The sequence below is a fragment of the Clostridium polyendosporum genome (assembly GCF_018332455.1).
GTDB classification, from domain to species: Bacteria; Bacillota; Clostridia; order Clostridiales; family Clostridiaceae; genus Clostridium_AY; species Clostridium_AY polyendosporum.
In genome coordinates, this window is sequence record NZ_BOPZ01000007.1 from 90,580 (window position 1) to 113,033 (window position 22,454).

Genomic DNA, 22,454 nt, shown 5'->3' on the forward strand with positions numbered 1-22,454 from the left:
GTGATACAATGAGAGTAGGATTAGGGTACGATGTGCATAAATTAGTAGAGAACAGAGAATTGATCTTAGGTGGAGTAACTATTCCTTTTGAGAAGGGTTTGCTTGGTCATTCGGATGCAGATGTATTGCTCCATGCAATTATGGATTCTCTATTAGGAGCTGCAGCTCTTGGAGATATTGGAAAGCATTTTCCGGATAATGATGAAAGATTTAAAGGAGCATCCAGTATTATACTATTGAGTCACGTTGAAAACTTATTGAAGGAAAAGAGCTATAACATTATAAATATAGACGCCACAATCATAGCACAAAAACCTAAAATGGCTCCTTACATTATGCAAATGAGAGAAAATATCGGAAAAACATTAAATATTACTATAGATCAGATTAACATTAAAGCTACAACTGAAGAAGGTTTAGGCTTTACTGGAAGATGTGAGGGAATCTCTGCACAAAGTATCTGCTTAATAGAGTGATAAAAAATGAGCTTAAGTACTTAATATATAAAAACTCCTAATTTTGGGAGTTTATTTTGTTTGGTTATTAAATCCAAAGAGGTATATCACTACTTTTTTATGATACACCTCTTTTCTATAAAACTAATATAATATTTTAGCCAGATTTCACTTTGTGAAATGGCGTAAATAAAGCCTACTGGTTAAACCAGCAGGCAGCTACAGGTATTTTAAAATTACTAAGTATTTCTTAAATGTTCTTTCCTATTCATTTGCTTTTCTTTTAGATTACTCAAATCTTCACTTGACATATGCTCAGCATTATATTTCATATATGTTTGTGCTTTTTCATAATTCTCTTTTAAGTTTTCTTTATCATTTACATTGTAATTGTCACCATAGACTACTTTATTTGTTAAATTATTAATCTCTTCTCTTCTTTCATTTTGAATTCTATCTGCTTGGTGCTTTTGCTCCTCTGATGTTATATCTTGATTTTGTTCCAAATGTCTCTGTGTTCTAGTATAATTTTCGACAGTCTCTATAATCTGGTTTACTTGGTTTTTAATTTCACATGTTTTAGTTTCACATGGTTTAGTATTACTCATTCCTACTACCTCCTCACAAGGTTGTCACTATTATTTTACTCAAAAAGTAGCATGTAATACTAATAAATAATTGCTTACTTTATGTGTTTTAGCCTTAAAATACATTACTATCCAAAAACAAATTTAATTTTAAAAGCAAAAAAGCTGTGATATTAATCACAGCTTCTGGTGCACCATCAGGGATTCGAACCCGGGACACCCTGATTAAGAGTCAGGTGCTCTACCGACTGAGCTAATGGTGCATAAATTGGAGCGGGTGAAGGGAATCGAACCCTCGTAACTAGCTTGGAAGGCTAGGGCTCTACCATTGAGCTACACCCGCATGTCCTTTAGCACATAACTATTATATATACAGATAAATAGTTTGTCAATCTTTTTTATTAATTGTAAGTTATTTGAAATGGCTGGGATAGTAGGATTCGAACCTACGAATGCTGGAGTCAGAGTCCAGAGCCTTACCGCTTGGCGATATCCCAACGTCTATATTAAAATAATAGCATAATTACAACTTTGTGTAAATCAACAAAATACTATTATGTTAAAATTTACTTATATACTACTAAAATATAGTATATGTATTTACTTCAAATTATATTAAGTTATCTAAGCATAATTCTAATATAAATCTCTATAAAATAAAACTAAATAAGAATAAAGCTTGCTCAATTTTAATTAGATTTCATTTTATGAAATAACAGCGCAAATAAAAAAAGCACGAATACTATCGTACTTTTTGGCTGGGGTGGCAGGATTCGAACCTACGGATGACGGAGTCAAAGTCCGTTGCCTTACCACTTGGCCACACCCCAATAATTGGTGTGTCTTAAGGGATTCGAACCCCTGGCCTACGGCTTAGAAGGCCGTTGCTCTATCCAGCTGAGCTAAAGACACATCTCTTTGAGACAAATGTTATTATATAGTGAGCGTTTATAAAAGTCAATAACATTTTAACCCAAATATTATCATTCATCTAGATGCATCTATAATTAAACAATTTCTGATAATTCTCTAATTAAAATTCTCTTAAATTTTTCCGCTTTTTCCTTATCTTTATTTATTTCTGAACATAATTTTAGCCATTCTTCTTCACTCATACCAATCTTTTCTTCAAAAGTTGTATCAAAGCTAGTTTGCCGGTTAGTATTAGCTATAAACTCACCAAGCTCTACAGCATTTCCAAAAACATTTATATATAAAAATCCAGCACTATCTCCATACCAAGTTTTGTTAAATTCCCTTCCAAACTTTTTAAGTTCAGTCATTAATTTATTACTAGGAAAATCCCACATATTCTTTATTAGCGAGATCTGTTTCTCTACATCACTAACTTCCTTTTTGGTTAATTTACCACATTTTTTTGCCCTTAAAATAATTTCATCTACAGTCATATGTGGTATAATAGTAACAACTTTATCTCTACCCTCAATCCATTTATAAAAGGCTTCTGGCATAAAACAATATTGTATATATCCTAAAAGCATTCTAGCATTAGGAATCGGTGTCCACACACTTTCAACACCTGACCTCTTATTAAATATTACATAATGAAGATATACAGTTTTATCAGTTATTGGTTCACTTTCAAAAATTCTAGATTTTAAAGTTTTATTTAGATTAACAATTTTATTCCAGTAGTCAAAGGAGTTATACGTCATTATCATATAACCACATCCTTTCATTTTCCACAGGAAAATTCTAACATTATAATTATATTATATTTTAACTTATAATGCAATACTAAAAACCACATTGCACTGCAACTACTCCTTGTTATTTTGTTAATATCTAACACAAAATATTAACTTGATTGAATATTCTGTTTATGCTATCTTATAATTAAAAAGAAGGTAAGGAGGAGATTTATTGTATCGCTGTGAAATATGCGGAGCACAAGCTGATATACATCATATAATATATAAAAGTGAAGGCGGTTTAGATTTTGAGCTGAATTATAAGTATCTCTGCCCTAATCATCACCGCGGAAAAAATGGTCCTCACCGCAATAAAGAAGTTGATTTAAAATACAAGATTGAGCTCCAAGAAAGTTTAGAAAGACTGTTAACTGAAGAGTATTATTCCCCAGAAGAATTATTTTACACGCTAAAGATACGTAAAAATCTCTTGAAAAAGTTAACTAAGAACTTGAAACTTTATAAAGAGGGGTATAAATCTAAAGATATAGCATATGCATTAATGGGAAATAAATTTTATTCTACTGAAATGTTAGAAGATTTTATGTTGGAAAAACTTCTTTCAAACTATTGATTACTAATATCCTCATTAATACTTGTTATAATCATAAAAGTTCTATAATAAAAATGAATAGTATTTTATATAAAATATTTTTATATACTGCAAAAAAGCATGAACATTTATGTTCATGCTTTTTATAAATAAAATTAATATTCGTAGTAATATATATTCCTTAAAAGTCATCTGGAGCGGAAGACGGGATTCGAACCCGCAACTTTCACCTTGGCAAGGTGACACTCTACCATTGAGTCACTTCCGCATATTTTTTTAATTGGTGCAGGTGAAGGGAGTCGAACCCCCACGCCGTAGGCGCTAGATCCTAAGTCTAGTGCGTCTGCCAATTCCGCCACACCTGCACGTCTTATAAATTATATTATATACGATTTTAAAATAAAATCAATAGCTTTTTACTATATTATTTATGGGGGATATCTAGCGGGTGAAGGGGATAAAGTTCAATAATAAATCTATAATGTCACAAAACATCAATATGGATACACCCGCAAAACTATTCAGTAACTAACCTACCATATTATTCTACACAAATTTCCTTATTTCGTCAAGTTTAATTTATAACTTTCAACAAAAAAGTCTATTACATCTCACAATTAACATATTTCACAACTGGTTATATTTTAATATTTCGTTTTTTTTAAATATCAAACTATAAAATATAATGTTATTTAATTTTTTTCACAAAAATTAATTCTCTAACGACAAAATACAAACAACCTTTATATTAACCCTTTTTTACGTAACTTATAAATATGCAACTTCTTATAAAACAAATCTGAACATACATAAGACCTACTCAAATTCTACTTTATGAAATAGCAGAAAATAAAAAAATCCACTCCGTGGATTGTGTTATTAGTTATCCTTAACTTGACGATTTTATAATTTCCTATAGAGTAAAAAAAAAGTAGCATAAGCTACTTTGGAGCGGCAAACGGGATTCGAACCCGCAGCCTTCACCTTGGGAAGGTGACACTCTGCCATTGAGTTATTGCCGCATAATTCTAATACTATTGTAGCATTTAATTGATTTTATGTAAATATATTACACTTAAATATTTACAATTTCACTAACAATTTTCAACTATCATTCATAAATTATATAGTATGAAAATATCATGTAATTTAATAAAATTAGTAAATATATTTAACTTAAATTGGATTAAAATTTAATTAAACAATTTTTTGTTAACTATTTAATAACTTTTCAAAAACCAAATTGTTATTTTATTACACTTGTGGTAAAATATCCTCATAAAGTAGTGATTTCCTTAATATAATTCAACATGAATAAATTATCGGGGGGAGTAAGAATGAAGAACTTGGATGAAATTTTATTAGAGGAAGCCAAAAAAGCTATCACCGAGTTGAACAAAGATCATGCTCAAATCTCTACAATTAAAATCATTGAAAAAATCACCGGTCTGCCTTATAGCCTTTCCTACTCTACAAACAATATAGGATTAGCTGGATTCTTAAGTGCACATCAAAAAGAACTCGGAATTGAATTCCTGAACTATGAACACGTCACCATTAACAACCATAAAACATCAACAGTAATTTGGAGGCTAATGTAATAAACATATGTCGACTTAACTTGATATACCTAAATTATGTAGTATTACAAATTAACTTAAAAGTTATCTGAATTACTTTGTTATTTCATTAACTATCGCACTAATATTTGTAAAAATTAGTTGTAAATATCAACCTATTGCTAGTTTTATTTGATATTGACATACAGATAAAATAAACTTATAATTAACTAAAGTAAAATATATTTTAAAAACACTATGAAGAGAAGAGTAAGCTTTGGTACATTTACAGAGAGAGAATACATATGGTGTAAGTATTCTTAAGTGGAATTAGCTGAAAACCACCTCTGAGTGACTCTAATAAAGTCCGTTAATTACGTTATAATTGCTTAAGTGGCCTGTTTCAATAGGCAATTTGGGTGGAACCACGGGAAAACTATACTCTCGTCCCTTTTCATTAGTAAAAGGGATGAGAGTTTTTTATTTGCTCCCATTTAACAAAGTGAAATCTGGCTCAAGGGATAGATATACAATCTAATAAGTAAATTAAAGCATTGCACGTCGAGGCTATTTTCATGAATTATTTAAGTATTGAAGTTGTGTATCTTTAATAGGTTCAATGCCTATTAAATCTACTTTTAGCAATTACTACTAAGATAAAAAAATTAAACATCTAAATTAAATTAAGTATTAACCCTTAATACATATTTTTTCAATTAAACTTAATTATAAACTTATTTATGTATTAAAAGAAAGGAGATTTAAAATGATTAAAATTACTCTCAAAGATGGTTCAGTAAAAGAGTTTGAAACAGGACTTTCCGTACATGAAATTGCAAGAAATATAAGTGAAGGTTTAGCAAGAGTTGCATGCTGTGGTGTTGTAAATGGTAAGGTTGTAGATTTAAGATTTATAATCAATGAGGATTGCGATTTAAATATATGTACATTTGATTCTGAAGAAGGAAAGGATACTTTCAGACATACTTCATCCCATATTTTAGCTTATGCAGTAAAGAGATTACATCCTGATACAAAACTTGCTATAGGACCATCTATCACCAATGGATTCTACTACGATTTTGATAAGGATGGCTCCTTCTCATCTGAAGATTTAGTTAAACTTGAAGCAGAAATGAAAAAGATAGTCAAGGAAGATCCTCAAATAGAAAGATTTGAACTTCCTAGAGCTGAAGCTTTAAAGCTAATGGAAGAAAAAGGTGAACCTTATAAGGTTGAATTAATTAATGATCTTCCTGAAGATGAAGTTATCTCCTTCTATAAGCTAGGTGACTTCGTAGATTTATGTGCAGGGCCGCATCTAATGAGTGTAAAATCTATAAAAGCCATAAAGTTACTTAGAAGTGCTGGTGCTTATTGGAGAGGCGATGAAAAGAATAAAATGCTTTCAAGAATATATGGAACTACTTTCCAAAAAAAGACTGATCTAGATGCATATCTCGAAGCACTTGAGGACGCAAAAAAGAGAGATCATAATAAACTTGGAAGAGACCTTAAACTTTTCACAACTGACGAAAATGTAGGGCAAGGTCTTCCATTATTAATGCCAAAGGGCGCTAAAGTAGTTCAAGTTCTTCAAAGATGGATAGAAGATGAGGAAGAAAACAGAGGTTATGTACTAACTAAAACTCCTTACATGGCCAAAAGTGACTTATACAAAATTTCTGGTCATTGGCAGCACTATAAGGATGGTATGTTTGTCCTAGGAGATGAAGAGAAAGATGATGAAGTTTTAGCTCTAAGACCTATGACTTGTCCATTCCAATTTGCAATATATAACAGTGAACAACATAGCTACAGAGATCTTCCAATAAGATATGCTGAAACATCTACTCTATTTAGAAAAGAATCATCTGGAGAAATGCACGGACTTATAAGAGTAAGACAATTTACTTTATCAGATGGTCACTTAATTTGTACACCAGAACAATTAGAAGAAGAATTTAAGGAAGTTGTTGATTTAATTAAGTATGTCATGACTACTTTAGGAATAGAAAATGATATTACTTACAGATTCTCTAAATGGGATCCAAATGATACTCATAAGTATATAAATAATCCTAAAGCTTGGGAAGAAACTCAAACTATAATGAAACAAATCCTTGATCATCTTGCAATTGACTATGTTGAAGTTGAAGGAGAAGCTGCTTTCTACGGTCCAAAGCTTGATATCCAATTAAAAAATGTTCATGGTAAAGAAGATACAATAATTACTGTTCAAATAGACTTTGCTCTTGCTGAAAGATTTAATATGACTTATATAGATAAAGATGGCAATAAAAAGCTTCCTTATATAATTCATAGAAGCTCTATAGGATGCTATGAAAGAACATTAGCTATGATTATAGAAAAATATGCTGGTGCATTTCCTACATGGCTTTCACCAACTCAAGTTAAAGTTCTTCCAATATCAGATAAGTTCAACGACTATGCTGAAAGTGTAGTTAAGACACTTAGAAATAAAGGAGTAAGAGTTGAAGGTGACTACAGAGGTGAGAAGATAGGATATAAGATAAGAGAAGCAACTCTTGAAAAAGTTCCTTATATTCTAATCGTCGGAGAAAAAGAAGCTGAAAATAATGCTGTTTCAATAAGAAGCAGAAAGAACGGAGACGAAGGTTCAGTAAGTCTAAATACATTTGTAGATAGAATAGTTAGAGAAATTGAAGATAAAGAAAAATAGTAAAAGCAGTGAGTTCTATCTCACTGCTTTTATCTGTATTCATAAAAATAAACTACTTACCTTAATATTCAAATCTAATAAATTTTATAAGTTAAGTTGCCTAGTATAATTATCTTCTCTATCTAAATGAACTTCTTTGTGAATCACTACCAAGTTGTTCTTGGTGTCTTTTGACCACCCATTTGGCCTTGTTGACCACCCATTTGACCTTGTTGACCAGCCATTTGCTGTCCTTGTTGACCACCCATTTGCTGTCCTTGTTGACCACCCATTTGCTGTCCTTGTTGACCACCCATTTGACCTTGTTGACCACCCATTTGACCTTGTTGACCACCCATTTGCTGTCCTTGTTGACCCATTTGACCTTGTTGACCCATTTGACCTTGTTGACCCATTTGACCTTGTTGACCCATTTGGCTTTGTTGGCCCATTTGACCTTGCTGTCCTTGTTGGCCCATTTGATGTAATTGTTGCTGAGCCTGATCTATGATTTGGTTCATTTGATTAAGAACTTGATGTGATATTATTTGTTGGTTAGCTTGACTTAACACATTTATTGCTTGTTGGACAGATTGCTGTAACTGTTGTTGTGCTTGTTGTTGTTGTTGTTGCGCTTGTTGTCTAAAGTTTTCTATTTGTTGTAGAAGTTGTTGTGCAGTTTGTTGACTTTGTTGAGACTGAGCTTGTTGCATGCCTTGACCTTGACCTGATGGAGATACTGGAGTTAATTTAAGTTGGTTAAGTGAGTTTTCCATAGCACTAAGTTGATTTCTAAGATTTCCCAATTCCGCCCCAATTTCTACTTCAGCTTTTTTTTCTAAATACCCTTCTAAAACCTTTTTATTTTTTTCATCCATACCAATTCCTCCTGTATCTTATTTAAAAATAAACACAAAAATATATTCCCCTGATACATTTTATTTATTCAGATATAGATATACGATTTCTAACTGAATGTATGGCTCATAAAAAAATATTTCATACTGAGGTTGTTTGTTATCATTTCAGAAAGTGAAATCCGTTAATTAAATTATAAAAAATAAAAAACAGTTTGTTATTAAGGTTTCTACAAACTGTTTTTTTTGCTACTCTTTACAATTAATTGCCTGTTTTTCTGTAATAACGTAGTCTACCCTCACATCATGTTTTTCCACTGGTACACTTTCAAAAACCTGAAAATCATATGCAAGTACTATCTTTTTTGATTTATGAGGTTGAAAAAGGAACTTATCGTAATATCCTCCACCATACCCAACTCTTCCTCCATTTTTATCAAAAGCAAGACCTGGCACAACTATTAACTCTATTTCGTCAATATCTAGCTTCAAATCAAAAGTAGGTGGTTCCAAAATTCCAAAAGGAGGTGTCTCTACCATTTGGCTCAAATTTTTTATTTCAACAGCCTTCATAACTCTGTTTTTGATATCTATTTTAGGAACACAAACCCTTTTTCCTTCTTCTAATGCTTTTAATATTATAGTTTTAGTATCAATTTCTTCATTCATACTAATATAAATAAATATAGTCTTACACTGCTTATAAATCTCACTATTTAAAAATTTTCTACTTATAATATTATCAAAATTATCTTTAGCTACTTTTGATAGTTCTTTCCTTTTTGCTATAACTATATTTCTAATTTCACTTTTATCCATTACACACCCTCCACTCTTCTATATAAAAATAAATAAGTTCTACTATGAATTTACTTATCTTTACTATAAATTATATATTAAAAACTATATTATTTCTTAGCAATTTAATTTACAGAAACACAAGACAAAAAAAGCAGCAAAGTGCCGCTTTTTATAAAACAACTAAATATAATATTATAGTTTGAGCTGTATTTAGGTAAACAACTTCATAACTTAATTGGTTGAGAATTACAGTTGTTTATTTTTATTAAAGACTGCTCAGAAACTACCTTTAATGAGCATTTTCTTTAATATCTTTTGGTGGAGCATTTTGTTCTAAAAATGCCTTCTCTTCTGCTTCTAATTCAAAGCTTATATTTGGTGAAATTTTTTCAGAAAATTTTTTTCTATATTTTCTACTAAAAATATACTTTAACAATTCCATGCTATCACTCCATACTTATAGGAATATTATGGATTTAGTATGGATAAATTTTCATATTTATATACATAAATAAATTTTTTTTATTTATTAAAAGCTTCTTCCCAATCTTTTTTAAATCTTTCTATACCTTGATCTGTTAATGGATGCTTCAACATTTGCATTACAACTTTATATGGAACTGTTGCTATATGTGATCCTGCTTCTGCTGCTTGAAGAGCATGAATTGGATGTCTTACACTTGCAGAAATTATCTCCGTCTTTATATTATGAACCCTAAATATATTTGATATCTCTTTTATTAAATTTATTCCATCTGTAGATATATCGTCTAACCTTCCTAGAAATGGACTTACAAAAGTTGCTCCAGCATTCGCTGCAAGTAAAGCTTGACCTGTTGAAAACACTAATGTAACATTTGTTTTTATCCCTTCCTTTGCAAGAACATTAACAGCCTTCAATCCTTCTGCAGTCATTGGTATCTTAACTACCATGTTCTTATGAATAGCTGCAATTTCTCTTCCTTCTTTTATCATTCCCTTAGCATCATCACTCATTACTTCTCCACTTATAGGGCCGTCAACAATTGATGCTATAGTCTTAATTGTTTCAACAAAATCTTTTCCTTCCTTTGCAATAAGAGATGGATTTGTAGTAACACCACATATTACTCCCATTTCATTCAACTCTTTAATCTCATTTACGTTTGCTGTATCTATGAATAATCTCATATAAATCCTCCTCTTAATTCCTCTATTAATTTATCTTTCCTCATGTTTATCTATTCTATAAATTTGTTTATATATAACGATAGAAATGACTTCTAAAACTTTCACCCTAATATGACCATAAAACAACCTGTCGCACCACGCTCCCCTTAATACTCTTGTCCTTTTTTTCAAATTAATTCCACTAATTCCATATTTATTGTACTACTTTTTTTTTACCTTTTTCAAGGAAATTTTAAAAAATACTTTAATTTTTTCAGAAACTTATTAAATATTTTAATCATGTTATGCATATTAAATAAAGCAAAAGCTGTGGTAGTTACACCACAGCTTTAAAAATATATATGAAAGGAAAAAGTGAGGTTTACAATATTTACGTGAGTCTTATAATGTTTGTTCCCTAAAGGTCTTTCCATAGGCTTTTTCACCATGTACTGCTAAGTCTAAGCCCATTTTTTCTTCTTCTTCTTCAACTCTAATACTTGTAAAGAATGATATTCCCTTTAATATTACGAATGTACCTGCTGCTGCAAAGGCATAAGTAGCTACTACTGATATTATCTGAGAACCTAGAAGTGCCCAGTTTCCTCCAGCTAGAACACCATCTGCACCAGCTGAATTTATACTCTTAGTAGCAAATATTCCTGTTGCAATTGCTCCCCAAGTACCTCCAATACCATGACATCCAAAAGCATCCAATGCATCATCATAACCTAATTTTTCTTTAAGTACTGCTACAGCAAAGTAGCATATAACTCCCCCAATTAAGCCTATGATTATTGAAGCCATTGGAGTTACATATCCAGCTCCAGGTGTTATAGAAACTAAACCTGCTACTGCTCCACTTACTGCTCCCATCACTGTCACTCTCTTTGCGTATAAACCTTCTGAAATAATCCAGCCTAAAGCTGCTGCTGCTGCTGAAGTATTGGTTGTTAAGAAAGCGTTGACTGCAACCTTTCCTGCTTCACCATTAACTCCTAATGCACTTCCTGCATTAAATCCAAACCAACCAAACCATAATAGTCCTGCTCCAAGTACTGTTAATGGAATGTGATGCGGACCTGCTTCTTCCTTCTTTATTCTCTTACCTAACATAAGTGCTCCAACTAAACCTGAAACCCCTGAACTTATATGAACTACATTACCACCTGCAAAGTCTAATGCTCCAAGAGTTCTTATCCAACCTCCAACACCCCATACCCAGTGCGCTAATGGATCGTAAACAAATGTTGCCCACAATAACATGAATATTACAAATACCTTAAACTTCATTCTCTCAGCAAAAGCTCCTGAAATAAGAGCTGGAGTTATAATTGCGAACATTAATTGGAATAACATGAATAATTGATGTGGTATAGTTGCTGAATAATCAGCATTTGGTTCAAAACCTACTCCATTTAGTCCTACCCAGTTTAATCCACCGATTAATCCACCATGATCAGTTCCAAATGCTAAACTATATCCAAATAATATCCATTGTAATGAAATTAATATGATTGCGACATAACTATGCATTTTTGTATTTAAAATGTTATTCTTAGTTACCATTCCTCCGTAAAACAAAGCCAAACCAGGCGTCATTAACATAACTAATGCTGTTGAAAAAATCATAAATACGATATCTGATGTTTGCATATACATATACCTCCTTTAAAGTCATTAAAATATACAAAATTAAAAGAAAAAAATATTTCGAATATTACCAATAAACTGAATATTAAAATTAAGATAACATACTCATTTACTAAAAGACCTTGGCCAAAGGTTTATACTAATAAAAAAGGCGCTTTCACTGTTATCAGCGAAAGCGCCTTTGCTTTATATATCTATTATATGCATCTCTTTATTTTTTGTCAATGCAAACCTTAAAAGTATTTTCAGTTTTTTTATTCGTAATAGTACGTATAATACTTAAACCTCATACCACTACATTGGCGTGATTCTTAGGTAATCTCTCCTAATCAAGAAATTATTCAAAATAACTTACCACTTCCTCAGGGTTTATAGCTAATACCGTTCGGAGTATTACCAACCTTAACTGTTGCTAATACACTATTCATATCATTATTAATGACACTAACAGTATCATCATACATATTAGTTACATAGACATACTTATTATCATTGCTCGTTACTACCCCATGAGCACCCTTACCTGTTGGAATTGTTGTGGAAACCTTTTTGGTAGTTAAATTAATTTTTGAAATTGTATCTGAGGGATTTTTTTCTGTTCCTTGATTTGCTACAAAAGCATACCTATCATCACTTTGAATAAAAACTTGTACTGGCCCCTTCCCTACTGGTATTTTTTCAATTTTATCTGTTTTTATATCTACAATAGCTACTGAGTCCTCTCCATTTAGTGAAACAACCATTGTGTTCCCATCACTAGTTACTGCGGTAGTCATTGGAGCTTTGCCAACTTTTATTTTTTTAACCTCTACAAAATTAGTTAAATCCAACACACTTACTGTATCTTCTTTCATATTAGCAACATAAGCAAACTTACTATAATTAGAAATACGAAAACCATGGGGCCCACTTCCAGTAGATATAGTCTTAATAATTTCATAAGTTTTAGTATCTATAACTGATACATTATTATCTCCATTATTTGAAACCAAAATATACTTTCCGTCTGCTGTAAATACGATATGAGAAGGATTATTTCCTACATCAACTTTCTTGATAAGCTTATCTGTTTCAATATCATAGAAAATTGCAAATCCTTTTATTTTCTTTTCTTCATTCATGGTTTTAATTTCTGCCTTAGGAATTACTGTAACCCCTATTATTTTGCCATCTGGTGAAACTTGCACATTATGCACACTACCCTCTACTGATTGTGTACTAACTAATTGATTTGTAGCAGCATCAATCTTTGAAATGCTACCTCCTTCATTTGCTGTAAAATAGTACGCATTTTTACTTGGTACTTCAGCACGATTTCCAGGTGGTTTAGAAGGTCTAACTTCTTCCTTTGTTGAAGCTGTGCACGCTGTTATAAATAGTGCAATAACAACACAAAAAACTGTTAGTAAATATTTTGTTTTAAACATATCGACTTCTCCTTTTCATTAGTAGTATAATCATTTCTAATATAATTTTTGTATAATAAAACACTATTTAATTTACCTTACTATATTTTTTTTATGTATTATTAACTGTAACTAATACCAATGTAAAGTAAAAGGTGTACCTAAAATAGCACACCTTTTTAAAAATATGGTATATAAATCTTTCTATCGTGGCTCATAATGAGTATGCAATAGTTCATGAGCTTTTTCACTATTAGTCTCTACTAAGAATTCATCATACAACTTCTTAATCATGGGATTTTCATGGGATTTTCTTATTGTCTTATTCTTATCTGCATCATATAGAATCTCTGTCCTTTTTGCTAAAATCTCCTTATCCCCTCGAATGAAAGGTTGACCTCCTCCACCAATACATCCAAATGGACATGCCATTATTTCAATTATTGAATACTCACAGTTGCTATTCCTTATATCTTCCATAAGCTTTCTAGCATTTCCTAAGCTACTTACAACTGCTACTTTTAAATTTATATCACCAATTTTTACTGTAGATGATTTTATTCCTTCTAATCCTCTAACAGGCTCAAAATCCACTTTACTTAAAGTTTCTCCCGTAACCCATTCATAAGCAGTTCTTAAAGCTGCCTCCATAACACCTCCTGTAGCTCCAAAAATAACTCCTGCTCCAGTAGATTCTCCCAGAGGATTATCAAACTCTTCATTATCAAAATCTTTTAAATCTAGCCCTGCACTTTTTATCATACTACTTAATTCCCTGGTAGTTATAACTATATCTACGTCTCTTATACCCTTAACTTCCATCTCTTCTCTACTAGCTTCAAACTTCTTAGCAGTACAAGGCATTACGGAGACTACCACCATATTTTTAGGATCTACTTCCATTTTTTCTGCTAGGTAATTCTTAGCTATTGCACCAAACATCTGTTGAGGTGACTTACAGCTCGAAGGCAAATGAAGCAAATCATGATAATTATGTTCTAAGAATTTAATCCATCCCGGACAACAACTTGTAAGTAGAGGTAAATTTTCATTCTTCTTTATTCTTTCTATAAGTTCTGTTGCCTCTTCCATAATAGTTAAGTCTGCTGCAAAATCCGTATCATAAACCTTATTGAATCCTAGTGCCCTTAGTGCAGCTACCATCTTACCTGTTACATTTGTTCCAGGTGATAATCCAAACTGTTCTCCTAAGGCTGCTCTTATAGCTGGAGCTGTTTGTATAACCACCACCTTAGATTCATCTTCTAAGGCATCCCATACTCTATCCTCATCATTCGCCTCTCTTAGAGCTCCAGTAGGACAAACTGCCACGCATTGACCACAGTAGGAACAGTTAGTTTCAGCTAAGGGATCTAAAAACGCAGTAGACATTATAGTATCAAAACCTCTTGATGCAGGACATAAAACATTTACAGTTTGAATCTCATTACATACACTTACACATCTTCTACATAATATACACTTATCTACATCTCTAGTTATAGCTACTGAGGAATAATCCGTAGGAGTTGTAGACATCTCTCCTTCATATCTTATTTCTCTAATTCCTAAATCTGCAGCTACTTTTTGAAGCTCACACTTTAGATTCTTTTGGCACTTTAAACAATCTTGAGGGTGATCTGATAAAAGTAATTCAACAATAGTTTTTCTAGCATTAGCTACTCTTTGAGTGTTTGTCTTGACCACCATATATGGTGCTACTGGTGTAGAACATGATGCTGCTAAATTCTTTCTTCCTTCTACTTCTACCACGCACACTCTGCATGAGGAGGTACAACTTACATGCTTTCCATCTTGAAGCTTTAAGTAACATAAAGTTGGAATCTCTATATTAAGTTTTTTTGCTGCCTCTAGTATAGTAACCCCCTCATTAACTTCAATTGTTCTTCCATTTATAGTTAATGTAACTAAACTCATTTTATACCCCTCCCCGCTTATTTGTGCACAATAGCTTTAACTGGGCATGCTTCGTAACAGCTTCCACATTTAATGCATTTTTCTTCATTTATTTCATGCTTGAATTTTATTTTTCCTGAAATACAACTTACAGGACAAATCCTACTACATTTAGTACATCCTATACACTTATTCGTAATTTCATATCTTAACAATTTCTTACAATTACCTGCTGGGCATCTTTTTTCACTAACATGCGCCTCAAACTCATCCATAAAATATGTCATTGTACTTAATACAGGGTTAGGAGCAGTTTGACCTAATCCACAAAGTGATGTATCTTTTATAACTTTAGAAAGTTCTCTTAGCTTCTTTAAATCTCCTTCAGTTCCTTTTCCTTGAACAATTTTTTCAAGAATTTCAAGTAAACGTTTGTTTCCAACTCTACAAGGAGTACACTTGCCACAGGATTCATCTACTATGAATTCCAAATAAAATTTGGCAATATCAACCATACAGTTATCTTCATCCATAACAATCATTCCACCAGAACCCATCATTGATCCAATAGCATTTAAAGATTCATAATCAATTGGCAAATCTAATAGCATAGCTGGAATGCACCCTCCTGAAGGTCCTCCTGTCTGTACTGCCTTAAACTCCCTATTATTTTTTATTCCTCCACCTATTTCATAGATTATCTCCCTTAAGGATATTCCCATAGGCACTTCTACAAGACCAACATTATTTATTTTTCCTGCAAGAGCAAAAACCTTAGTTCCTTTTGATGTGTTTGTTCCAATAGAATTAAACCAAGTAGCTCCCCTATTTATTATTACTGGAATATTAGCAAAAGTTTCTACGTTATTTACACAAGTAGATTTTCCAAATAATCCTCTCTCTGCTGGAAAAGGTGGCTTAGTTGTAGGCTCTCCTCTAGATCCTTCAATAGAATGCATTAATGCAGTTTCTTCTCCGCAAACAAATGCTCCAGCTCCATATTTTATCTCTACATCAAAACTAAAATCTGTACCTAAAATATTCTCTCCTAAAAGTCCCAATTGTCTTGCTTGATCAATAGCTATTCTTAATCTGTTTACAGCAAGAGGATACTCTGCCCTTATATAAATATATCCCTTATTAGCACCAATGGCATATCCAGCTATAGTTATTGCCTCTAATATATTATTAGGATCTCCCTCTAACAAAGAACGATCCATAAATGCTCCTGGATCACCTTCATCGGCATTACAAATTATATATTTTTCATCACTCTCAAACCCCCTAGTAAATGCCCATTTTTTTCCTGTAGGGAATCCTCCACCCCCTCTACCTCTTAGACCAGATTCTATAACTTCTTCTATTACACCCTCTGGAGACATTTCTGTAAGTACTTTTCCTAGCGCTAAATATCCTTCTGCGCCTATATACTCTTCTATATTTTCCGGATTAATAATCCCACAATTTCTTAGTGCAATTCTTTTTTGTTTTTTATAGAAAGCCATATCATCTTGTTTTTCAACCTTTTGCTTTATTGTTGGCTCTTCATACAATAATCTATCAACTAAGGTACCATTAATTAAATGCTGACTTACTATTTCTTGAGCATCTTCAGGTTTCACATGAATATAAAAAGTATTATCAGGTAATATCTTAACTATAGGTCCTTTTTCACAAAATCCAAAACAACCTGTCATTTCAACAGAAACATTATCTTGTAAATTTGCCTTTTCTATCTCTAATTTAAGATTTGAAATTATTTCATCTGATAAAGAAGATTTACATCCTGTTCCTCCACAAACTAATAAATTTCTTTTTCTATCCTTAATCTCATTAATTAAATCTATATTCTGTGTTGTTCTTAAACTCAAAAGTTTTTTAAACTTTTCATGGCAGTGTTTTAACTCATCAAAGGACTTTATCTTTTCCATAAGATTCCTCCACTTATTCACTATATTCTTTTATTAATTTATCAATTTCATTTTTAGTAAAGTGCCCGTAAACCTTTCCATTAACTAACACTACAGGTGCAAGTCCACAAGCTCCAACACATCTTAAAGTATCTATAGTAAATTTTCCATCATGAGTAGTTTGTCCTTCTTTTATACCAAGCTTCTTTTCAAATTCTTCTAATATATCTCCTGCACCTCTAACAAAACAGGCAGTACCAGTACAAACATTTATTATATATTTTCCTTTTGCAGTAGTGGAAAAATAAGAATAAAAGGTGACCACACCATATACTTTTGAAAATGGTATATTAAGTTTTTTTGCCACAAATACTTGAACTTCTTTAGGTAAATATCCAAATATCTCTTGAGCCCTATGCAAGATTGCAATTAGTTCTGATTCTTTATTAACTTGTGCATTAATAAATTCTTCTAATTCTTTGTATTTTTTTTCAATACATTCATTAGAACAACACATATACTATCCTCTCCTTTTACGTTAGTGAAGTAAAACTATTTAATAAATTATATTAATATAATAATACTCAACTTGTGAAAAAAATAACTTTTATTTATAAGAAAGCTTTCTAAAAAAACCTTAGTTTTATATATTTGACGTAAATCTGTTTTTCCCTTTAATTTAATATGTAAAATTTTGAATTTTTATACTTTTCTATCAATTCCTTTTAATACATAGAATTCATCGAACTAGGATATAACTTACTAAAAGTACTTAACTCTAAATTTACCTTCAATATTATTACGCTAATTATGGAATATTATTCATATTTTTCATAGTTAAAATTATAGATAAACACGACATATATAATTAATAATGACATTTATTATATTTAAAAAAACAAATTAAAAAAGTTCCATATTCCTCATATAAGGACTATAGAACTCTTTCTAATTTATAAAATATTTTGTATAAAATATTTTGTATAAAATTATTAGTTTATCTATTATTTAAATAAATATTTAAAGTACTTCTAATTCTATTATTGATTTTATCCACATCAAATGATTTTATTAAATCATTATTTAGATTATATTTTGACTTAAGTTTTAATATTCTATATACACTTTCATCTATTCTTTCTTTTGATATAGTTTTATCTTCTACCGCTTTCTTCAAAGCATTTATAACAGCTACCTCAGTATCGTATCCGTGAGCCACCAAGATAATATCACTACCAGCATTTACAGACTTCACTACAGCATCTCCTATATTATAATTCTTGGCTATAGCCCCCATAGTCATATCATCTGTAACTACAACGCCATTAAAATCTAATTGATTTCTTAAAATATCCGAAATGATAGTCTTTGATAATGAAGATGGATTATTTTGATCTATTTTAGGTAAAAGAACGTGGGCTATCATCACTACATCTGCATCATTATTTATTACTTCTTTGAAAGGAACAAGTTCAAAAGTTTTTAGACGATTTAAATCATTATTAACTACAGGTAACCCTAAATGAGAATCTACAGATGTATCTCCATGACCTGGAAAGTGTTTCACTACCGGAATTACCCCTTGTGATTGAATTCCTTTCATTGTTTGAACGCCTAATTCACTTATAACTTTTTCATTAGCCCCAAAAGACCTGTCTCCAATTACGGGGTTTTTAGGGTTACTATTAATATCTAAAACAGGTGCAAAATCCATATTGTACCCAAAGGATTTTAGTTCTTCACCAATTATACTGCCAATACTATACGAAAAATCTTTATTATTTATACTTCCTATAAGTTTATTTGAAGGAAGCTTTTTAAATTCTTTTGGAATTCTAGTTACTCTTCCGCCTTCTTCATCAACCGATATAAATAATGGAGTCTTATTCTTTAAGTTTGTTGTTTTTAATGAATTAATTAGATCTAAAAGTTGGGATGAGTTCTTTATATTATTATCATATAAAATTACCCCTCCTATAAAATAGTTCTCAATAAGTTTTCTTGTATTCTCATTAACATCATATCCCTCAAATCCGACTATAAGCATTTGACCAATCTTTTCATCTAAGGTCATTTCCTTAATCTGCTCTTTTAAAGGATCAATTTCTTCCTTTATTTTATTATTTTTTTTGTCAATTTCCTTATCAAATTTCCCAATTGAACATCCTGACAAAAAACAAATAGCTGTAATTAAAATAAAAAAATATGTAAGTCTTCTATACATTTGCTCATCTCCCACTTGAGGATTTAGTACAATAAATTAAAATCTAGAGAGTAAATTTTAATTAAGCATTTTTCAAGTTATTTTAAAATTATTATAACCATACAGACAATATACGTTACCATTCCAGTAAACCTGCCATAATTTAAATTCGAATGACTCCTTATATAAGGCATGTACCCATTATAGCATCTGCTATTAAGAGCATCTTTTATATAACTCCACCTCTTCATTGAATTCACTAAAAGTAATGCTGCTAACCTAGCAGTATTCTTAATAATCAAAAACTTTGTTTCAAATCCACCTCTTGATTTAATTGAATTATAAAGTATGTAGTATTCATCCTCAATTAATATCAAAAACTTCTCAGTACTTTTAATAATATCACAAACATCTCGTGCAATGTTAATTTTATACAAATAGTATAAAATATCATCTAATGGTGTTGTAAAACTTAGAAAAAGCAAACATAAGGTTGATGAGATTGTTTTTACTATCAATAACATTGAAAAATTTATTCCATAATCAAAAACAAGTGTAATTGAAGAAAATACTGAAAATATAAACATTCCGAGGGTTAATTTAACTAAATACTTCAATGGATTTCTAGCAATAATATTTAGTACAATAAAAACAATTATATTTATAATAGGAACAGTTACATTCTTAGAAAAACTGTTGATAATAAGGCAACATATGCAAAATACTAATTTTTCTATAGGATTTATATGTGAAAATTTACTTATCTTTGAGTACAATAATATTATTTTGAACATTTTTCTTTTTTGCCTATATAGTAGCCTATAAAACCAGCACCTAAAGCTGCCTGTAAGGAAAATAGTAAACTCTCTATCTCACTTGAAGGTGGCTCCCACATACTATTAAACCATGGTTTATAATTTGAATTTATCTCATTTATTGCTTGCTCTGCCCTATCATCAGTACCACTAAAACCCTTATCAGATCCTAAGACTAACCCTGTAACAACTAATAGAATACATAAAATAATTAATCCACAATGTTTTCTCTTCATTATTTAATATTCTCCAATTCCGTAATTTCATTTACTGCATGCTTTCTTATAAAATCAAATATAATCACTGTAACCACACCTTCAATTGCTGCAAGAGGTATTTGAGTGATTGCAAAGATACCCATAAATTTTAAGAAAGAAACTATAACACCTCCATCTTTTGATGGAAAAGCAATTGCAAGTTGCACTGAAGTTATCATATAAGTTGTTAGATTTCCAATCATTGCTGCTAAGAAAATGGCAGTTTTCTTATTTCTATTCTTAAGAAGTTCATAAATCATATATGCAACTATAGGACCCACTATTCCCATAGAAAAAGTATTTGCTCCAAGAGTAGTTATACCTCCATGGGCTAAGAAAATTGCTTGAAATATTAAAACTATCATTCCTATAACAGACATTACAAAAGGGCCAAAAAGAATTGCTCCAAATCCTACTCCTGTAGGATGAGAGGAGCTACCTGTAATTGAAGGAAGCTTAAGTGCTGATAATACAAAGCAAAATGCTGTAACTAATCCTAAAAGCATTTTTAAATCTTTATTCTTATTAGTTTTTATTCTTATATCTTTAATACCCTTATAAATAAAAGGCATGCAGAGTAAAAAATAAAAAACACAATATTTAACTGGCAAAAAACCTTCTGAGATATGCATTGCATACGCATTCACTGGAAAAAAAATAAGAATTATAAATAGATAATAAAAAAATATTCTTTTCATGAAAAACCCTCCTAAATTTAAACATCCTTTTAACTACAATGTTAAAAGGATGTCCTAAAACGTATTAAATACACTAATAAAATAAATAATTAGTATCTTTAACCACATAAGAACACCTCCCCATCTTCCGTAGAGTTAATGGTGTAAAATACAGGCAGGTCTTCTGACTCAAGGATCATAGTCTATATAAACCTTCCCAGTTTCCCAGTGGTATATAACTATATAAACTTCCCTTACACAGCGGCGGGACCGTGCAGGATTTTCACCTGCTTCCCTTTTAACTAATCATTGAAATTAGCACCTATATTTTATTATTCAACTAGCAGTTTTATTATAACTTATAAGTAAAGCATTTTCTATCTAGTTTAGCTACAATTTCTAGTTTTGGTCTTCACTATATTGATGTATAAAATTCATTATGTATAAATTCAGATTAAATTAATGACCCTAGGAAAAGCATTAGATGTAAAGCTATTTGCTATCATTTTGCGCCCTTTACTTTGTTACAAATAAAAAAACACACATTCTCACCTATACTGAGAATGTGTAATTAATTAATATCAATGGTGGATTACATAGGTAAATCTACTACTATTTTGAATACATTTAGTTTTAAATAAAAAAATTGTAGGTACTGTGGAATATACCGCTAGAATCTCTGCATTATTATTCATTATATAAGAGGAGCTTGTATGATTAGAATAACAAGTGCTGTTTTAAGTAATCTTCACATTTGAAGTGTGCAGTAATAAAAAAATATGGATCATAGAGAAAGTAAACCTATCGCAAATCTAATTGGTATCGGTAGGTTTATCTATTTTGAATTCATCTATCTTTTTCCCCTTTGAGCTGATTGCAGACACTTTAATGCAATCTCCATATAATATACTGTTTTATTATAACCTTTGAGAGAGTTGCCAGGGATTAAGTCACTGTAAACCTAGCTGAAGATTTTTTCAAATCTGTCATCTGTTGGCTCAATATTAACTTCATGGTTACTTACCACAGGGATTAAGGGGTTGTTTGGATGATATTTTTCTAGTAGATTCCTTAGGTTTTTCAGCTGAATAGCTAATATTTCCTCTTTACTGCTGCCAGCTACAGTATCTCCACACATTACAATAAATTGAGGTTTAGGATTTAATTTACATGTTTCACTCCTGATTGCTTTTATTATTTTTTCATTTATACCATTCTCTTTACCTTTTGAGTCACCTAAAACTATGAATCTCATTTTTT

At 31.1% G+C, this 22,454-nt stretch carries 20 protein-coding genes, 8 tRNA genes, 1 riboswitch and 1 other annotated feature; of the genes, 4 read left to right on the forward strand and 24 right to left on the reverse strand.

What is annotated here, in order from left to right; translation table 11 throughout:
* The first annotated feature begins 8 nt into the window (after nucleotides 1-8).
* Entirely contained in the window at nucleotides 9-476 is a 468-nt protein-coding gene (gene ispF / locus CPJCM30710_RS05965) for a 2-C-methyl-D-erythritol 2,4-cyclodiphosphate synthase (RefSeq protein WP_212903267.1), read from the forward strand.
* Nucleotides 477-694: 218 nt separating this feature from the next.
* Here ispF and CPJCM30710_RS05970 read toward each other — a convergent pair whose 3' ends face one another.
* The 7 genes from CPJCM30710_RS05970 to CPJCM30710_RS06000 form a co-directional block, all read right to left on the reverse strand.
* Nucleotides 695-1,063, reverse strand: a complete 369-nt coding sequence (locus CPJCM30710_RS05970) for a hypothetical protein (RefSeq protein ID WP_212903268.1) — start codon at nucleotides 1,061-1,063, stop codon at nucleotides 695-697.
* 166 nt (nucleotides 1,064-1,229) lie between these two features.
* A tRNA-Lys gene (locus CPJCM30710_RS05975) sits at nucleotides 1,230-1,305 on the reverse strand.
* A 6-nt stretch (nucleotides 1,306-1,311) separates the two neighbouring features.
* Nucleotides 1,312-1,385 (reverse strand) — tRNA-Gly (locus tag CPJCM30710_RS05980).
* Between the two features lie 79 nt (nucleotides 1,386-1,464).
* Nucleotides 1,465-1,539 (reverse strand) — tRNA-Gln (locus CPJCM30710_RS05985).
* Between the two features lie 258 nt (nucleotides 1,540-1,797).
* Nucleotides 1,798-1,872, reverse strand: a tRNA-Gln gene (locus CPJCM30710_RS05990).
* Nucleotides 1,873-1,877: 5 nt separating this feature from the next.
* Nucleotides 1,878-1,954, reverse strand: a tRNA-Arg gene (locus CPJCM30710_RS05995).
* Between the two features lie 95 nt (nucleotides 1,955-2,049).
* The gene (locus CPJCM30710_RS06000; protein ID WP_212903269.1) at nucleotides 2,050-2,724 is read right to left on the reverse strand and encodes a hypothetical protein; all 675 of its coding nucleotides are present in this window, start codon (nucleotides 2,722-2,724) and stop codon (nucleotides 2,050-2,052) included.
* A 202-nt stretch (nucleotides 2,725-2,926) separates the two neighbouring features.
* Between CPJCM30710_RS06000 and CPJCM30710_RS06005 the strand changes: the two genes are divergently transcribed.
* Nucleotides 2,927-3,328, forward strand: a complete 402-nt coding sequence (locus tag CPJCM30710_RS06005; RefSeq protein ID WP_212903270.1) for an HNH endonuclease — start codon at nucleotides 2,927-2,929, stop codon at nucleotides 3,326-3,328.
* Between the two features lie 172 nt (nucleotides 3,329-3,500).
* Here CPJCM30710_RS06005 and CPJCM30710_RS06010 read toward each other — a convergent pair.
* The 3 genes from CPJCM30710_RS06010 to CPJCM30710_RS06020 all read right to left on the reverse strand — a co-directional run bounded on the left by CPJCM30710_RS06010 (nucleotide 3,501) and on the right by CPJCM30710_RS06020 (nucleotide 4,329).
* Nucleotides 3,501-3,575, reverse strand: a tRNA-Gly gene (locus tag CPJCM30710_RS06010).
* 13 nt (nucleotides 3,576-3,588) lie between these two features.
* Nucleotides 3,589-3,672 (reverse strand) — tRNA-Leu (locus CPJCM30710_RS06015).
* A gap of 582 nt (nucleotides 3,673-4,254) precedes the next feature.
* Nucleotides 4,255-4,329, reverse strand: a tRNA-Gly gene (locus CPJCM30710_RS06020).
* 315 nt (nucleotides 4,330-4,644) lie between these two features.
* Here CPJCM30710_RS06020 and CPJCM30710_RS06025 point away from each other — a divergent pair.
* Entirely contained in the window at nucleotides 4,645-4,908 is a 264-nt protein-coding gene (locus CPJCM30710_RS06025; protein WP_212903271.1) for a hypothetical protein, read from the forward strand.
* A gap of 207 nt (nucleotides 4,909-5,115) precedes the next feature.
* Nucleotides 5,116-5,321 (forward strand) — a binding site (T-box leader).
* A 311-nt stretch (nucleotides 5,322-5,632) separates the two neighbouring features.
* Nucleotides 5,633-7,570 carry a threonine--tRNA ligase gene (thrS, locus tag CPJCM30710_RS06030; RefSeq protein ID WP_212903272.1) on the forward strand — a complete coding sequence of 646 codons (1,938 nt, stop codon included), beginning with the start codon at nucleotides 5,633-5,635 and terminating at the stop codon, nucleotides 7,568-7,570.
* A 146-nt stretch (nucleotides 7,571-7,716) separates the two neighbouring features.
* Here thrS and CPJCM30710_RS06035 read toward each other — a convergent pair whose 3' ends face one another.
* The 14 genes from CPJCM30710_RS06035 to CPJCM30710_RS06100 form a co-directional block, all read right to left on the reverse strand.
* On the reverse strand, nucleotides 7,717-8,427 hold the full coding sequence (locus tag CPJCM30710_RS06035) for a hypothetical protein (RefSeq protein ID WP_212903273.1): 711 nt from the start codon (nucleotides 8,425-8,427) through the stop codon (nucleotides 7,717-7,719).
* A 228-nt stretch (nucleotides 8,428-8,655) separates the two neighbouring features.
* Nucleotides 8,656-9,225, reverse strand: a complete 570-nt coding sequence (locus tag CPJCM30710_RS06040; protein ID WP_212903274.1) for a 5-formyltetrahydrofolate cyclo-ligase — start codon at nucleotides 9,223-9,225, stop codon at nucleotides 8,656-8,658.
* Between the two features lie 271 nt (nucleotides 9,226-9,496).
* Nucleotides 9,497-9,649, reverse strand: coding sequence for a hypothetical protein (locus tag CPJCM30710_RS06045; RefSeq protein WP_212903275.1), 153 nt, complete (start codon nucleotides 9,647-9,649; stop codon nucleotides 9,497-9,499).
* Between the two features lie 80 nt (nucleotides 9,650-9,729).
* Complete coding sequence (fsa, locus tag CPJCM30710_RS06050; protein WP_212903276.1) at nucleotides 9,730-10,377, reverse strand: fructose-6-phosphate aldolase; 648 nt, start codon at nucleotides 10,375-10,377, stop codon at nucleotides 9,730-9,732.
* A 381-nt stretch (nucleotides 10,378-10,758) separates the two neighbouring features.
* Nucleotides 10,759-12,012: an ammonium transporter gene (locus tag CPJCM30710_RS06055; protein ID WP_212903277.1), complete on the reverse strand. Its 1,254-nt coding sequence runs from the start codon at nucleotides 12,010-12,012 to the stop codon at nucleotides 10,759-10,761.
* A 359-nt stretch (nucleotides 12,013-12,371) separates the two neighbouring features.
* On the reverse strand, nucleotides 12,372-13,436 hold the full coding sequence (locus CPJCM30710_RS06060) for a YncE family protein (RefSeq protein ID WP_212903278.1): 1,065 nt from the start codon (nucleotides 13,434-13,436) through the stop codon (nucleotides 12,372-12,374).
* A 183-nt stretch (nucleotides 13,437-13,619) separates the two neighbouring features.
* Nucleotides 13,620-15,353 (reverse strand): NADH-dependent [FeFe] hydrogenase, group A6, encoded by a 1,734-nt coding sequence (locus CPJCM30710_RS06065; RefSeq protein WP_212903279.1) that lies wholly within the window; start codon nucleotides 15,351-15,353, stop codon nucleotides 13,620-13,622.
* A gap of 17 nt (nucleotides 15,354-15,370) precedes the next feature.
* Nucleotides 15,371-17,263 (reverse strand): NADH-quinone oxidoreductase subunit NuoF, encoded by a 1,893-nt coding sequence (locus CPJCM30710_RS06070; RefSeq protein WP_212903280.1) that lies wholly within the window; start codon nucleotides 17,261-17,263, stop codon nucleotides 15,371-15,373.
* Nucleotides 17,264-17,276: 13 nt separating this feature from the next.
* On the reverse strand, nucleotides 17,277-17,759 hold the full coding sequence (locus tag CPJCM30710_RS06075) for an NADH-quinone oxidoreductase subunit NuoE family protein (protein ID WP_212903281.1): 483 nt from the start codon (nucleotides 17,757-17,759) through the stop codon (nucleotides 17,277-17,279).
* Nucleotides 17,760-18,239: 480 nt separating this feature from the next.
* On the reverse strand, nucleotides 18,240-19,466 hold the full coding sequence (nagZ, locus tag CPJCM30710_RS06080; RefSeq protein WP_212903282.1) for a beta-N-acetylhexosaminidase: 1,227 nt from the start codon (nucleotides 19,464-19,466) through the stop codon (nucleotides 18,240-18,242).
* A gap of 77 nt (nucleotides 19,467-19,543) precedes the next feature.
* Nucleotides 19,544-20,239, reverse strand: a complete 696-nt coding sequence (locus CPJCM30710_RS06085) for a CbiQ family ECF transporter T component (RefSeq protein ID WP_212903283.1) — start codon at nucleotides 20,237-20,239, stop codon at nucleotides 19,544-19,546.
* Nucleotides 20,227-20,496 (reverse strand): energy-coupling factor ABC transporter substrate-binding protein, encoded by a 270-nt coding sequence (locus CPJCM30710_RS06090; protein WP_212903284.1) that lies wholly within the window; start codon nucleotides 20,494-20,496, stop codon nucleotides 20,227-20,229. The genes CPJCM30710_RS06085 and CPJCM30710_RS06090 overlap by 13 nt, the downstream gene beginning before the upstream one ends.
* Nucleotides 20,496-21,215, reverse strand: a complete 720-nt coding sequence (locus tag CPJCM30710_RS06095) for an energy-coupling factor ABC transporter permease (RefSeq protein ID WP_246503477.1) — start codon at nucleotides 21,213-21,215, stop codon at nucleotides 20,496-20,498. The genes CPJCM30710_RS06090 and CPJCM30710_RS06095 overlap by 1 nt, the downstream gene beginning before the upstream one ends.
* 136 nt (nucleotides 21,216-21,351) lie before the next feature.
* A riboswitch (cobalamin riboswitch) is annotated at nucleotides 21,352-21,535 on the reverse strand.
* A gap of 620 nt (nucleotides 21,536-22,155) precedes the next feature.
* Entirely contained in the window at nucleotides 22,156-22,449 is a 294-nt protein-coding gene (locus CPJCM30710_RS06100; RefSeq protein ID WP_246503478.1) for a metallophosphoesterase, read from the reverse strand.
* Between the last annotated feature and the right edge of the window lie 5 nt (nucleotides 22,450-22,454).